We start from the raw sequence: 13,191 nt of genomic DNA, 5'->3' as shown, positions 1-13,191 counted from the left end.
GCAAAGGATATCGCTATGTATAAACATATATTGGTTCCCGTTGATTTGAACGACGAAAGCTTTGCAGATACCGCCGTGGATCACGCCGTTTGGCTCGCCAGCCAGTCAGGGGCCAAAATACACCTGCTCACTGTGCTGCCCGGCATTCACAATTCGATGGTCGCCTCTTACTTCCCTGAAGAAGCCGCCAATAAAATGAAACGCGACATGAAGCGCAATTTACAAGGATTTGCGGATAAATATGTCCCCGAAAACGTGGCCTGTCAGGTGTCGGTTGAAGAAGGTAAGCCCTACAAGGGGATCATTAAAACGGCAGAGCGCATCGGCTGCGATCTGATTGTGATGCCAAGCCATAAGCGTTCACGCGTCAATAAAATGATGCTGGGCTCAGTTGCAGCCAAAGTGCTCGAAGGTGCCAGTGTCCATGTAATGGTGTTAAAACCTTAACCATAGGGTTCAGGCACGTCGATGCGTGCCTGAGCATTGTTCACCGCTGGCGTTGGTCATAGCCCCAGCGAGGCACCAAGGTTTGTTCGGCCCCCAAGTGATCTAAAATGCGCGCCACCATAAAGTCCACTAAATCATCGATCGACTGGGGCTGGTGATAAAAGCCTGGCGCGGCAGGCATAATCGTTACCCCCATCTGCGACAGCTTGTGCATGTTTTCTAAATGCAGTGTTGAAAACGGGGTCTCGCGCACCACCAAGAGCAACTGTCCGCGCTCTTTAAGTACCACATCCGCCGCGCGTTCGATAAGGTTATCAGACAAACCATGGGCAATGGACGATAACGAACCTGCCGAGCAGGGGCACACCACCATTTGCTTGGGCGCTGCCGATCCCGAGGCGACCGGCGAAAACCAATCCTCTTTGCCACACACCACCAGCTTATCGGTGTGACATTGTAAGTGTTCCACTAACACCTTTTTCGCCGCATCCGGCCCGGCGGGCAACTTCAGCCCATGCTCGGTCGCCAACACCACACGTGCGGCCGACGAGATCAATAAGAAAACCTGATAATCTTGTGCGAGTAAGCACTCGAGCAAACGTAGACCGTAGGGCGCACCGGATGCGCCTGTCCACGCCAAGGTTATTCGTTTATCCGCCATAAACCGCCTCCTTACTCGCCAGAGCTGTTAGCAGCTTGTCATGAATGCCACCAAAGCCGCCGTTGCTCATCACCAACACGGTATCGCCTGCTTGGGCGTGCTTAGTCAGGGCAGTTACCAGTGCATCAATATCGTCATGTATATGCGCCGGCTGCGTGCAGTTGTCCACCACCGCTTCAAGCGACCAATCTAGCCCTTGCGGTTGATATAAGAACACCGTGTCCGCACCGGCCAACGACGCCGCTAGTGTATCCTTGTGAACCCCTTGCTTCATGGTATTGGAACGTGGTTCTAACACCGCCAAAATACGGCCACTGCCTACTTTCGCGCGCACCCCCTCAAGGGTTAATCGAATCGCCGTTGGGTGATGGGCAAAATCGTCATACACAGTGACGCCGGCTTGCTCACCGCGCCACTCAAGCCGACGCTTGGTATTGATAAATCGTTCGAGCGATTGGCAGGCCAAATCAGGTGTCACCCCCACATGACGCGCTGCCGCGATGGCCATCAACGCATTACGCACATTGTGATCACCGACTAAATCCCAGCTCACCGTCCCCACGAGTTCACCGGCAAAGTACACGTCAAATTGACTGCCAGCCGAATCTTTTTTCACGCTTTGCCACTGGCCATCCGGCCCCGCATAAATACACTCACTCCAACAGCCCATGGCGAGGGTATCCGTGACATTAGCATCGTCTGACGGAGCGATAATTTGCCCAATTCCTGGCACGGTACGCACCACATGGTGGAATTGCTTCTGGATCGCCGCCAGATCATCAAAAATATCAGCATGATCGAACTCAAGATTGTTGATCACCAAAGTTTTCGGTTGGTAATGAATAAACTTAGAGCGCTTATCGAAAAACGCACTGTCATATTCATCGGCTTCCACCACGAAAAACGGGCTATCGCCTAATCGCGCCGACGCGTTAAAGTTACTCGCCACCCCACCAATCAAAAAGCCAGGTTGATAACCACAGTCTTCTAAAATCCACGCCAGCATACTCGCGGTGGTGGTTTTTCCGTGAGTGCCAGATACCGCCAGCACCCAGCGTTCTTGCAGTAAAAAGTCGTGCAGCCATTGCGGGCCAGAAGTATAAGGCAACCCTTGATTGAGGACCGCCTCAACACAAGGGTTGCCTCGGCTCATGGCATTGCCAATAACCACTAAGTCAGGTGCAGGCGATAATTGGGCAGGGTCATAGCCTTCGATAATATCGATTCCCTGAGACTCCAGTAGTGTGCTCATCGGTGGGTAAACATGGCTATCAGAGCCCGTCACCGTGTGCCCAAGTTGTTTTGCCAGCATGGCTGCGCCACCCATAAAAGTCCCGCAGATGCCTAAAATATGAATATGCATAGCCTTCACTGTATTGTTGATTGCCCTGCCGTTTGGCGCAGGCGTTTATTATGCCTCGGATTAACGCTTGGGTCTTATCGCTTGCGCGCATCTGACATGGTTTTTATGTCGCGATCACACTTCCCTCGCCTGATTCATTTCTTCAGTACGATTAAAAAGTCACGAAAGCTAGAATAGCGGCGATTTGAAGAGGCAGCCCACTGCCCATGTATCCGATTGCACAAGAAAGACAGTTCATCATCATTAAGGATTGAGAATGCCCGACATTAAGACCCTCGGCGAGTACATTGTTGAGAAGCAACACGCGTTTCCGCATGCTAGCGGCGATTTATCTTCTCTTCTCGCCTCGATTCGTCTGGCCGCCAAAATTGTTAACCGTGAAATCAACAAAGCCGGCTTAGTCGACATTGCCGGCGCGATTGGGACGGAAAACGCACAAGGCGAAGAGCAGCAAAAACTCGACGTCTATGCCAACGAAAAATTTAAAGCCGCGATGGAAGCGCGCGACCAAGTGTGTGGCGTGGCCAGTGAAGAAGAAGATGACGCGGTTATTTTTAATAAACAGCTTAACCGTAATGCCAAATATGTGGTGTTGATTGACCCACTTGATGGCTCCTCTAACATTGATGTTAACGTCTCTGTTGGCACCATTTTCTCCATTTACCACCGCGTCTCGCCTGTGGGGACACCGCCCACCGAAGAAGATTTTCTCCAGCCCGGTCACCGCCAAGTCGCTGCCGGCTATATCATTTACGGCTCATCGACCATGTTGGTTTACACCACCGGTGATGGTGTGCATGGTTTCACTTATGACCCATCCCTCGGCCTGTTTTGCCTGTCTCACGAAAACATGACCATTCCTAAAGACGGCAATATCTACTCGATTAACGAAGGGAACTACATCAAGTTCCCGCAAGGCGTCAAAAAATATATCAAATACTGTCAAGAAAACGTCCCACAAGAGAAACGTCCTTACACGTCGCGTTATATTGGCTCCTTGGTCGCTGACTTTCACCGTAACCTGCTAAAGGGCGGCATTTACCTCTACCCCAGCACGCTCGCCTACCCCAATGGCAAACTGCGCTTGCTGTATGAGTGCAACCCGATGGCGTTTATTATCGAGCAAGCCGGCGGCAAAGCAACCGATGGCACCCAGCGAATCATGGACATCGCTCCGAATGAGCTCCATCAGCGCGTCCCATTCTTTGTTGGCTCGAGCAATATGGTCGATAAAGTCGAGGAGTATCTCGACGCTTATCCGGATCATGACGACGAATAAGCGCAAAACAGACGCCTAACGACAGTCTTCCATGATAAAGAGGCGGCCAACACGGTCGCCTCTGTTATTTTCACGCTTGGCGGTTATAATTGGCACACACTTTTTCATTAAACAAAAGGACATCCCATGAGCCTGAACCAGGTCCCTGCGGGCAAAGAGCTGCCTGAAGATATTTATGTGGTGATTGAGATCCCAGCTAACGCCGATCCTATCAAGTATGAAGTCGATAAAGACAGCGGCGCCGTTTTCGTTGACCGTTTCATGGCAACGCCTATGTTCTACCCATGTAACTATGGCTATGTGAACCACACCTTGTCGTTGGACGGTGACCCTGTCGACGTGCTGGTACCCACTCCCTTCCCATTGGTACCAGGCTCAGTGATCCGCTGCCGCCCTGTTGGCGTGCTGAAAATGACCGACGAGTCGGGTGAAGATGCGAAAGTGATCGCCGTACCGCACAGCAAGCTAACCAAAGAGTACGATCACGTGAAAGACGTGAACGACCTACCTGAGCTGCTAAAAGCCCAAATCACGCACTTCTTCGAGCGCTATAAAGAGCTAGAAGCAGGCAAGTGGGTGAAAGTGGATGGCTGGGAAGATGCCCAGGCGGCAAAAGACGAAATCCTGTCATCATTTGAGCGCGCAAAGCAGTAATCCTCCGCGTCAATGACACATAAGCCCGCGAGCCTTCGCGGGCTTTTTTCTATTTGATCTCAAACTGATAGAGCAAATCCACCGCTTGATCCACCCCAGAGACCGCTTCGAGATAAAGGTCTTGCATCAATCGGTAGCGCACCGTAAACACCCCTATCGCATCGAAGATCCCCACACCGTATTTCACCTCTAGATCGGGCAGGATATAACCCGATACTTCTACTTTCTGCTCATCACCAGCACCAGCGGTATCAAGAGTGAGTTCTTCCACACCGAACGCTTGACCAATTTCACCCACTAGCTTGCCACTTTGCGCTAAGCCCAAGCCAATCAGCATCGAGGTCATATTGGCATCACCGGCGCCGGCATCAAGCGCGCGGCCACGTAACAAATAAGACAGGGCGTTTGCCTGCGAGCCTGCCGGATCCATAAACACATCAGCAACCGGGTCATCGGCGGGCCCCGTTAAACGGATCCCTGCTGTGACATCCCCTTCGATGCGTTCAGGATTTCGAATCGCTTCCACCTGCAAATACGGCTGATCAGCGGGGCCATTGAATAAGATCTCGCCCTTTTTAATCAGCAAGTCTTGGCCAAACGAGCGGTAAGTACCGTCCAGCAGGCTCACATTCCCCACAATTAAGGCACCTTGCTGATTGTTTTTGATGTTAAGCGCTCCTGCCAAACGCGATTTCAGTCCGAACGCTGCTAATTGCACATCTTGCCCCAGCTCCAGTCGCACATCAGTCTGTAAATTAAAGGGCACAGATTCACTTTGCTCAATATCCTCTGGCACATAGTTCTCTTTCAGCAGGACCGTATCATCCGAGACCGTGATCGCAGACTCGGGCAGATTCTCGACTTCAATCCGCCCCCAAGGCACACGAATATCGCCCCGAATAGTCATATCATGCGGCGTTGCCGATACCGTAAGATCAGGTGCCACATCCAGCCGCACCATGGGCGGCACGTTGACGCGTAAGGTATCCCCCGCCACGTTTAAGCCAAAGCGCCAGTCGTCCATGCTGGGCCATTGCCCATCGCCGTTAAGTGCCAGCACACCATCCGGCGTCACCAGCTCGCCTTCTACCTTGCCTTGCTTACCATCCACCGTGAGTGCTAACCGCCCATCGTTCACATCGACAGGTGAAGCCAAGCCTTTGACTCGCAACGCGTCAATCGTCAGCCCGCCGTACACATTCGGCAAGGTCAGCGGCCCCTCCATCCGCAAGTTAGCGTTCACTTCACCATTAATATCTGCTTGCTGATCGCTACCCAGCAAAGGTTCGAGTGTCGCGAGTTGAACGTCATTGACCGTCACCTCCCCCAATAAGGCGCGACTTGGCGCCAACAGATCGGTCAAGGTAAAGGCCGAGGCTAGGGTGCCTCCTTCGGACAATGTCAGCGCCATCGCGCCTTGCAATTTATCCTGATGCCAACGCGCATTGAGATTGGCATGCTGCCAGCCAATCACCAGTGGTGTGTCGGCCTGCTGGCGCACATCACCATCCGCGATATCAATCGAGGCTTGCACATCGGGCGAGGCGTCAGGCTGCCAGCGTGCATGAACCGCGGCATTGGCACGTGTATCAAGTTGCCATTCCGGCGGTAAGAAGGCAGCGATTTGCGCGGCTTCAAAGCCTTCAATCTTGGCAACCACCTCCCCTTGCGCACCGATTGTCGCCGGTTGCGATAAGCACAAAGAGGTCGCTTGCCACTGCCAACAATGCTCGCCAACCTCAGTTTGCATATCGGCGAAACCGAGCGTAATCGGTGCTGCACTTTGCTGCACGATGTCGCCAAGATCTTCCACGCTCACCGATGTATCGAGTAATTTTCCTTGCCAGCCGGTGTCTCGCGTCAATGCACCCTCAATGCGCAGCGCGCCAGAAGCTGGAGCACCTTGCCAGCGCAAATCCAGCTGATGGGCGGCTTCATCACCGCGCACGGCTAAATCGAGGTTATCTAAACGCGCGGTTTGATAGCGCCCGCCCAATACCGATACCGTCAGATCACCGCCTAAGCGGTCTTTTACGGCAAGATTGCCGTCTACCGTCAGCTGATTAATGCGCACATCTTGCCAACGCAGCTGCTTAGCATGAATCGCCAACTTTGCGGTTGGCTGCGCAAACGGCCCGCTCAGTCGCGCATCTCCGCGGATCACACCAGTGAGCATGGGCAAGGATTGCGACAAATCAGCAATATCGACCGAGAGCCCCATTTGCCACTCATCACGCACTTGCCCTTGCGCCGTCACTTGGTTGGGGCCGTGTGACAGCGTCAATCCCGGTGTCGACACGCTCGGCTGACCATCGCCATCGCGATCATGCGCATTGAGCGCGCCCGCGACCGCTAGCGGCAGTTTTTGCAACTCGCCATGCACCACCAACGTGGGCACCGACACATCCCAGCCGCCTTGGGCGGTTAAGCGGCCACGGTGGCTGATTGCACCGGTTAAATCTCCCGTCACCTCTGGCCATTGCTGCTGAGGTTGAATGTTGGCAAAGCCTAACTCAGCTTGCCAAAAAGGCACGCTGGACCAATCCACGCTGGCACGGCCAGCCACCTTGCCGCCGAGCGTGTTGGCCTCCAGCTGCGAGAGGGTCAGCGCCGTCAGGCTGCCTTGGCCGGCAAGATTCAGCTGAGTGGTTGGCACCTCAGGGCCGCCGACACCGGTTTGTAAGCCGAGCTGATAGTCAGACAAATCCCCATCGGCGTGAAATTGTAGCTCGCGTAATGCCGCGATCGCTTCCCCCGTAAGCGGCCACGTCAATGCCTCGCTATCCAATTGCATCGCAAAAGGTAAGTTCGCCGCCAGCAGGTTTGCCTCTCCTTCCAGCGTCGCTGTCACCGGACCGCGCGCATTCGCGCTTAGCTCAAGCGCGGCCAGGCTTCCTGAAGCCGACAGTGATAAGGCTTGGCCTTGAAGGGGGGCGAGATGAGTGGTCAACTGGGTTTGCAAGGTCAGTGGGTACTCACCCTCGAGTGTAATATCACCTGCAAGGCTTGCCGTGCCTTGGGGGGCGGTCACTGAGAAGCTATCAATGGTTACCGCACTGCCTCGAACGCTACCCGCCAAAGATAACGCTGAGAGGGTTTGTACTGTGCCCGCTTCAATCCGCGTATCTTGCAAGCGAAGCTGCTCCACCTCGATAGCCAGCGGCAGCGCCACCGTGGGTAACTCCAAGCCCGGGTAGTGCCATGGTGTGCTTGCCACCGCGCTATCCGGTTTGCCGACCGCTTGGTCGGTATTTTGTTGAGGCTCGGTGTTGCTCGGCAGACTCACCACCAACTGCTGCCAATCGGCCGGCGATACAGTTAACGTATCACCCACAAAATGCACGCCACCTTGCAGTTGGTGCCAACTCACCGACTGTCCAGCGACCTGAATCGCCACCTCGTTAAAGGCAAAGGCATTGACATGAATAGGCAACGGCGCGTGGATAGCCGACGTGGATACGTCTTCCGACGATGTATCCTCCTCATTCGCGGGCAAATCAATATCGAGCCTGACCCCTTCGACGGCCAATTGGTCAATACAAATCGCAGGCGTCAGTAAGCACTTACCTTCAATAACAAGATTCAGCTGTTTGGCGTTCAGTTGCAGCTGCGCATCCTTATAGCGCACCCCTTGCAGCATAAAGCCGGTCAGCAGGCTGCCTTCGGCCTCATCAACCGACAACGCAGGTAAGGCTTTCTGCGCGCCCCACAGGCCCACTTGCAGACCCACCGGAGTAAAAAGTGCGGCCGCCACCAGCCCCACCAATGAAAAAAGAGCAATTAACGCAATAAACGTTAGCCTGACGAACCAGCGACTCATAACTCAGGCCCCAAGGTAAGGTGTACACGAAAATCATCATCGTCATTATCAAAGCCATGTGCGACATCAAGACGAATCGGGCCGACCGGCGATGACCAGCGAATACCGGTACCGGCCGCACGCTTCCACGATAAATGACTGGTCCACGCATCACCGCCATCGGTAAATAACGCCCACCACCAGTTGCCGCCGAGGCGATATTGATACTCTAACGTACCGGTTAACATATAGCGCGCGCCACTGAGCTGACCGCTATCGTCACGCGGGGAAACAGTTTCGTAGGCATAGCCACGAATGCTGTTGTCGCCCCCGGCGAAAAAACGCAACGATGGTGGCGCTTCACTAAATTCTTCAGAAATCAAAGCGCCGCCATCAACGCGTAATAAGCCGCGATGGTTTTTATTGAGACTACGAATCCACGCACTCCGCCCTTGTAAGCGCACCAAGCTGATGTCGGACAGCCAAACCGGATCAGCTGCTTCCAATGTAATAGATTGTTTGTCTCCCCAATGCGGCATTAACCCACCGCGAGCGCGGGTGCGAGTGAAATTGATCCCAGGCAGCACCACGCTAACGATGTCTTCATCTTGCCCTTGGGTGTAGTTTTCATATAGCCAGCGCAATGAGACACTGCGTTGCCAGCCGGTATCATACAGCCAATGGCGAGAGACAGAGGTGGACACTTCGAGGCTGGAGGTATCGCGTTGATCGGTATTTTGTAACCCTAACTGCACTTGATAATACTCGCGGGAAACATCCTCCAAGGGGACCTTGTAGGTCGAGGTTAGCGTCTGTTCGGGCTCAGAAATCGCCAGTGATGTGTTGATACTGTGGCCGCGTGAGTTATACCAAGGCTTTCGCCAGTTAAACTTGAACCGCGGACCAATGTCGGTGGAGTACCCAATCCCGGTTTCAAACTTGTTGCGTGCTTCAGGGGTGAGCGTCACCTTGATCGGCACTTCGTTGTCATCGGCTTCTTCCATGTCCGCTTGCACCAAGGCACTGGCGAACCAACCGGTATTCGCGAGAGCTTGGTTAAACTCGCCCAATACCGACACGCGATACGGCTCGCCCGGAGAAAAATCACGTAAAGTGTCGAGACGCTGCAACTGAATTTGCGCACCTTGGTAGCGAATCGCACCAAAGTGATAGCGCTTACCGCTGGCAAAGTGAAGCCGAATAAAGGCCTGCTGACGATCAGGGGCAACCTCTAATCGCGTTTGCGTAAAGCGACCATCAAAATATCCCTTTTTCACTGCCAAACTTTGAATCTGGCTTTTTAGCGTCTCGTAATCACTGTGATTGAGCCTCGCGCCCGGCTGAGGCCCTTGGGCGATGAGAGCATGAAAGTCATCATCCATATTAGCTTCGCCATTGAACACCACATCCACTTGTGCCAAGCGAACGGGTTTACCTGGGTCAACCTTGACCTCCAGCGTGGCGTCTTCATCCATTCGCGTGGTGATCTTGGGTTGATAAAAGCCCACCGCTTGCAGCGCTTTGCGCACATCTTTTTCGACCCGGGCTATAAATCGGTAGGAGCCATCTCGCTCTTCTGGGGCAATCGCCGCGAGATAGGTCTCGACGTTGTCTTGTGCAATGCCGTTTAGCCCTTCAATATCAATGTCGACATCCGCACGAGCAACGCTAGCCATCAAGCTGATAGCGATCGCGAATAGCGGGAGTAGCCGTATATTCATACAGTGAGATCCATTACCCGGGTGTCGCCCGGCTAAATTGATGATATCTTGCCATATTACGTGTTGAGCGGGGATGGATGCCAGTACCATGTTGATAACAAGGTGCGGGAGCCATGACTGAACGCCAACCATTAACGCGCAAAGCAGCACGCGTTGCGCTTTTCCATCACAGCAGTCAAAGGATGCCTATGTCGATGCAATCTTCCTTTACCCAACCTGACAATGCGATAGCCGATCGCACCGATCCTATTATTCCAACCGAACCGCACGCGGTATTTAATCAGCCTATCACGGCCACGCCAGCGGCCGGTCAAAAACAGGTTATTTTTGGTATGGGCTGTTTTTGGGGGGCCGAGCGAAAGTGGTGGCAACAGCCAGGGGTAGTCATGACATCAGTCGGATACAGTGGCGGCGTCACCCAGCATCCGCGTTATCAAGACGTGTGCACAGGGCAAACCGGCCATGCCGAAGTCGTTAACGTGATTTTTGACCCGTCAGTGGTGAGTTTAGACACCCTACTTGCAGTGTTCTGGGAAAACCACGATCCGACCCAAGGCATGCGTCAAGGCAATGACGTCGGCCCGCAATATCGTTCCGCAATTTACTATTGCGATCCAGCGGACCAAGCCAGCGTCGAGGCGAGTCTGGCGACCTATCAGGCGGCATTGAGAGAGGCGGGTAAGCCAGATGCGGTGACCACTGAGATCGCACCCGCTGGCGCGTACTATTTCGCGGAAACTGACCACCAGCAGTACTTGCACAAAAATCCGCAAGGCTACTGCGGCTTAGGTGGCACAGGTGTTTGTTTCCCCCCGCAGTAAGCCATTGGTGCTCAGCCATTCATCATCAACCATGGCTGAAGGGTGAGGCATAAAAAAACACGTCCGGTTGGACGTGTTTTTTCAGCGTGGCGATGTTTATGCGGTAATGGCCATGGCTTTAATTTCTTTATTCACCTCGGTCATTACCGATAACGCTCGTTTGTCACTGTGTCCCGGCGGCAGCAAACGGCCACCATCAAACTCAAACGCGCCTACACCTTCGATATAGAGTCGGCCCTTAAAAAATCGTTTCACATACCGCGCAATCTGGGTTGGTCGATATTGACGAAAGATGCGAAGCATAAGGATCCCTTTCTTTTTTCTCAACAAAGTCTGATTAACAGACCGAAACGGTAACCCGATTCATTCACTGTTCACAGCAAATATGAGCTACCACCATGGAGAGCAGAAGATTATCTAACCATCTCCGCGTACAAAGCTAAGCAAGCATAGTGCCACCTTGCCAAGGTGACCAACACAGTGTTAGAGGCAACACAACACCAAAAGTTCCCTTATTTGATCGATGACGAGCCAAGGCTTTTTAAGATCACCGGATAAAATTCCGATCTTGCGCACGGATTCACCTTAGATACTTGGCACAAATCACCGTCTGGCGTAACCATAGATAACTTGGCACCTGATGCCAAATAGTGACCACAAACATGGATGATTAATAATGAAAAAAACCACCCTACTTGCTCTCGTATTTGCGTTATTCTCTGGCACCAGTATGGCGCACACGATCCAAAATGGTGCACCTTTACCTTCAGCCAAGGTCGCCGAGCATGGCGAATTGACCCTCAATGGCGACGATATCGTCTATCAAGACTGGCAAACCGAGCAATTGCCAGGCAAGGTGCGCGTGATCCAAGCTATCGCCGGACGCAGCAGTGCCAAGGAAATGAACGCGCCGTTAATGGAAGCCATCACAGCCGCGGACTTTGATGACGCTCGCTACCAAACCACCACCATCATTAACCAAGATGATGCCATGTGGGGCACCGGTGGCTTTGTGAAATCATCAGCCGAAGACAGTAAACGCGAGTTTAGTTGGTCTTCTATCGTGCTCGACGAAAACGGCAGTGTTGCCGAAGCGTGGCGCCTAAAAGAAGAAAGCTCGTTAATTGCTGTATTGGATGACAAAGGCTCAGTACGTTTTGTCAAAGAAGGCAAATTAAGTGCCGATGAAGTGAATCAAGTCGTCAGCTTAGTCACCCAACTGGTCAACCAATAACAACCGCGCGCGGGGACAGCCCGCGCTGCCATTCAATACTTGGCGTTGATGATGATAATTGTTATGTTATCACATTACTTATATGGCGCGGAAGTTGGTATGTTTCGGCGATTGATCGTCCATCTGCTGTTTGTTTTGCTGCTCAGCCAAGCTGGGCTGTGGGGGCATCATCACCTCGATACTTTCACTCCAACGCATCACAGTGAGCACTGCAGCGCCTGCCACTTGGTGCCACCCGCCCTCTTAGCTTATGCTGTCACAGCACCTGCGCCCACCTATGTGGTCAACGCAATTATTACCCTTTCTAAGCCACCACGTGCTTACCACATCGCCATCGCCTTTTCGGCGCGCGACCCACCTAGTTGGATAAATACCGCAATCAGTTAACCCATTTATTCACTAGGAGAACCCAATGAAAACCCGTTTTTTACCCAATGTTATCGCCATGGCCATCGCAACCGCGTCCACAGCCACGCTTGCTGACGAAGCCAACTATCAGTCGTTCGATGCCCATGTGCACGGTGAAGTCACCGCAAGCCTTGCCCAAGACGGTGAGCGTGTGCTGATTGAACTGACCGCACCCGGCCATGATGTGGTTGGGTTTGAGCACCACCCGAAAAATGCCGCCGACCAGCAAACACTTGAAGATGCTTATGCACTGCTGCGTGATGGTGGGAAACGCTTCCAGCTAGCCAAAGAGGCAAATTGCCAGCTCGCCGAGGCCAAAGTCACCAGCAGTTTTAGCGACTACGATGAGCATCACGGCCACGATGAGCACCATGACCACGACGAGCACCACGGCCACGATGAGCAACATGACCACGATGAGCACCACGGCCACGATGAGCACCATGACCACGACGAGCACCACGGCCACGACGAGCACCACGGCCACGACGAGCACCACGGCCACGACGAGCACCACGGCCACGATGAGCACCATGACCACGACGAGCACCACGGCCACGATGAGCATCATGGGCATGATCACGGTAACCACAACACCTTATCAGCGAACTACCAATTCGTTTGCCAAAACCCGCAAGCCTTCACCGAATTACAAACTGATTGGTTTAGCCTGTTCCCCAACACAGAAACCATCAAAATTCAGGCCTTTACTGATGATAAGGTCTGGGTAGACACCTTGAATCGTGCCAAGTCGCACATCCAGTGGTAGTGAACAAGGAGGCGGGGCGCGTTAAGCGCCCCTGT

General features: G+C 53.3%; 12 protein-coding genes. 7 read left to right on the top strand and 5 right to left on the bottom strand.

Annotated elements, in window-relative coordinates:
- The first annotated feature begins 15 nt into the window (after positions 1-15).
- Entirely contained in the window at positions 16-447 is a 432-nt protein-coding gene (locus EHW56_RS10695) for a universal stress protein (protein ID WP_069361671.1), read from the top strand.
- Positions 448-487: 40 nt separating this feature from the next.
- Here EHW56_RS10695 and EHW56_RS10690 read toward each other — a convergent pair whose 3' ends face one another.
- A complete protein-coding gene (locus EHW56_RS10690; RefSeq protein WP_046074292.1) occupies positions 488-1,108 on the bottom strand; it encodes a flavin prenyltransferase UbiX in 621 nt (206 codons plus the stop codon).
- Positions 1,098-2,471, bottom strand: coding sequence for a UDP-N-acetylmuramate:L-alanyl-gamma-D-glutamyl-meso-diaminopimelate ligase (gene mpl / locus EHW56_RS10685; protein ID WP_152799714.1), 1,374 nt, complete (start codon positions 2,469-2,471; stop codon positions 1,098-1,100). The genes EHW56_RS10690 and mpl overlap by 11 nt, the downstream gene beginning before the upstream one ends.
- Positions 2,472-2,727: 256 nt before the next feature.
- Between mpl and fbp the strand changes: the two genes are divergently transcribed.
- Positions 2,728-3,750 (top strand): class 1 fructose-bisphosphatase, encoded by a 1,023-nt coding sequence (gene fbp, locus EHW56_RS10680; protein ID WP_077638668.1) that lies wholly within the window; start codon positions 2,728-2,730, stop codon positions 3,748-3,750.
- 126 nt (positions 3,751-3,876) lie between these two features.
- A complete protein-coding gene (ppa, locus tag EHW56_RS10675) occupies positions 3,877-4,404 on the top strand; it encodes an inorganic diphosphatase (RefSeq protein ID WP_046074295.1) in 528 nt (175 codons plus the stop codon).
- Between the two features lie 49 nt (positions 4,405-4,453).
- Here ppa and EHW56_RS10670 read toward each other — a convergent pair whose 3' ends face one another.
- Both EHW56_RS10670 and EHW56_RS10665 read right to left on the bottom strand, forming a co-directional pair.
- Positions 4,454-8,224 carry a translocation/assembly module TamB domain-containing protein gene (locus EHW56_RS10670; RefSeq protein ID WP_152800426.1) on the bottom strand — a complete coding sequence of 1,257 codons (3,771 nt, stop codon included), beginning with the start codon at positions 8,222-8,224 and terminating at the stop codon, positions 4,454-4,456.
- Positions 8,221-9,924, bottom strand: coding sequence for an autotransporter assembly complex family protein (locus EHW56_RS10665; RefSeq protein ID WP_227486526.1), 1,704 nt, complete (start codon positions 9,922-9,924; stop codon positions 8,221-8,223). The genes EHW56_RS10670 and EHW56_RS10665 overlap by 4 nt, the downstream gene beginning before the upstream one ends.
- Positions 9,925-10,112: 188 nt before the next feature.
- On the opposite strand from EHW56_RS10665, the gene msrA reads away from it, so the two are divergent.
- A complete protein-coding gene (gene msrA, locus EHW56_RS10660) occupies positions 10,113-10,745 on the top strand; it encodes a peptide-methionine (S)-S-oxide reductase MsrA (protein ID WP_369795695.1) in 633 nt (210 codons plus the stop codon).
- A 96-nt stretch (positions 10,746-10,841) separates the two neighbouring features.
- Here msrA and EHW56_RS10655 read toward each other — a convergent pair whose 3' ends face one another.
- Positions 10,842-11,048 carry a DUF1107 domain-containing protein gene (locus EHW56_RS10655; protein WP_025673598.1) on the bottom strand — a complete coding sequence of 69 codons (207 nt, stop codon included), beginning with the start codon at positions 11,046-11,048 and terminating at the stop codon, positions 10,842-10,844.
- Between the two features lie 373 nt (positions 11,049-11,421).
- Here EHW56_RS10655 and EHW56_RS10650 point away from each other — a divergent pair, with 373 nt between their 5' ends.
- The 3 genes from EHW56_RS10650 to EHW56_RS10640 all read left to right on the top strand — a co-directional run bounded on the left by EHW56_RS10650 (position 11,422) and on the right by EHW56_RS10640 (position 13,156).
- Positions 11,422-11,979 (top strand): YtfJ family protein, encoded by a 558-nt coding sequence (locus tag EHW56_RS10650; RefSeq protein ID WP_046074298.1) that lies wholly within the window; start codon positions 11,422-11,424, stop codon positions 11,977-11,979.
- A 63-nt stretch (positions 11,980-12,042) separates the two neighbouring features.
- A complete protein-coding gene (locus EHW56_RS10645) occupies positions 12,043-12,366 on the top strand; it encodes a hypothetical protein (protein WP_046074299.1) in 324 nt (107 codons plus the stop codon).
- Positions 12,367-12,391: 25 nt separating this feature from the next.
- Positions 12,392-13,156: a DUF2796 domain-containing protein gene (locus tag EHW56_RS10640; protein WP_152799710.1), complete on the top strand. Its 765-nt coding sequence runs from the start codon at positions 12,392-12,394 to the stop codon at positions 13,154-13,156.
- The last annotated feature ends 35 nt before the right edge of the window (positions 13,157-13,191 follow it).

The sequence above is a fragment of the Salinivibrio sp. VGrn1 genome, assembly GCF_009377995.1.
In the GTDB taxonomy this organism is placed as follows: Bacteria; Pseudomonadota; Gammaproteobacteria; order Enterobacterales; family Vibrionaceae; genus Salinivibrio; species Salinivibrio siamensis.
This window is presented reverse-complemented; position numbering and strand designations above follow the sequence as displayed.

What these genes read in the sequence shown, in the direction of transcription:
- EHW56_RS10695 (WP_069361671.1), top strand. Translation starts at nt 16, where the DNA reads ATGTATAAACATATATTGGTTCCCGTTGATTTGAACGACGAAAGCTTT.
- EHW56_RS10690 (WP_046074292.1), bottom strand. Translation starts at nt 1,108, where the DNA reads ATGGCGGATAAACGAATAACCTTGGCGTGGACAGGCGCATCCGGTGCG.
- mpl (WP_152799714.1), bottom strand. Translation starts at nt 2,471, where the DNA reads ATGCATATTCATATTTTAGGCATCTGCGGGACTTTTATGGGTGGCGCA.
- fbp (WP_077638668.1), top strand. Translation starts at nt 2,728, where the DNA reads ATGCCCGACATTAAGACCCTCGGCGAGTACATTGTTGAGAAGCAACAC.
- ppa (WP_046074295.1), top strand. Translation starts at nt 3,877, where the DNA reads ATGAGCCTGAACCAGGTCCCTGCGGGCAAAGAGCTGCCTGAAGATATT.
- EHW56_RS10670 (WP_152800426.1), bottom strand. Translation starts at nt 8,224, where the DNA reads ATGAGTCGCTGGTTCGTCAGGCTAACGTTTATTGCGTTAATTGCTCTT.
- EHW56_RS10665 (WP_227486526.1), bottom strand. Translation starts at nt 9,924, where the DNA reads ATGAATATACGGCTACTCCCGCTATTCGCGATCGCTATCAGCTTGATG.
- msrA (WP_369795695.1), top strand. Translation starts at nt 10,113, where the DNA reads ATGTCGATGCAATCTTCCTTTACCCAACCTGACAATGCGATAGCCGAT.
- EHW56_RS10655 (WP_025673598.1), bottom strand. Translation starts at nt 11,048, where the DNA reads ATGCTTCGCATCTTTCGTCAATATCGACCAACCCAGATTGCGCGGTAT.
- EHW56_RS10650 (WP_046074298.1), top strand. Translation starts at nt 11,422, where the DNA reads ATGAAAAAAACCACCCTACTTGCTCTCGTATTTGCGTTATTCTCTGGC.
- EHW56_RS10645 (WP_046074299.1), top strand. Translation starts at nt 12,043, where the DNA reads ATGTTATCACATTACTTATATGGCGCGGAAGTTGGTATGTTTCGGCGA.
- EHW56_RS10640 (WP_152799710.1), top strand. Translation starts at nt 12,392, where the DNA reads ATGAAAACCCGTTTTTTACCCAATGTTATCGCCATGGCCATCGCAACC.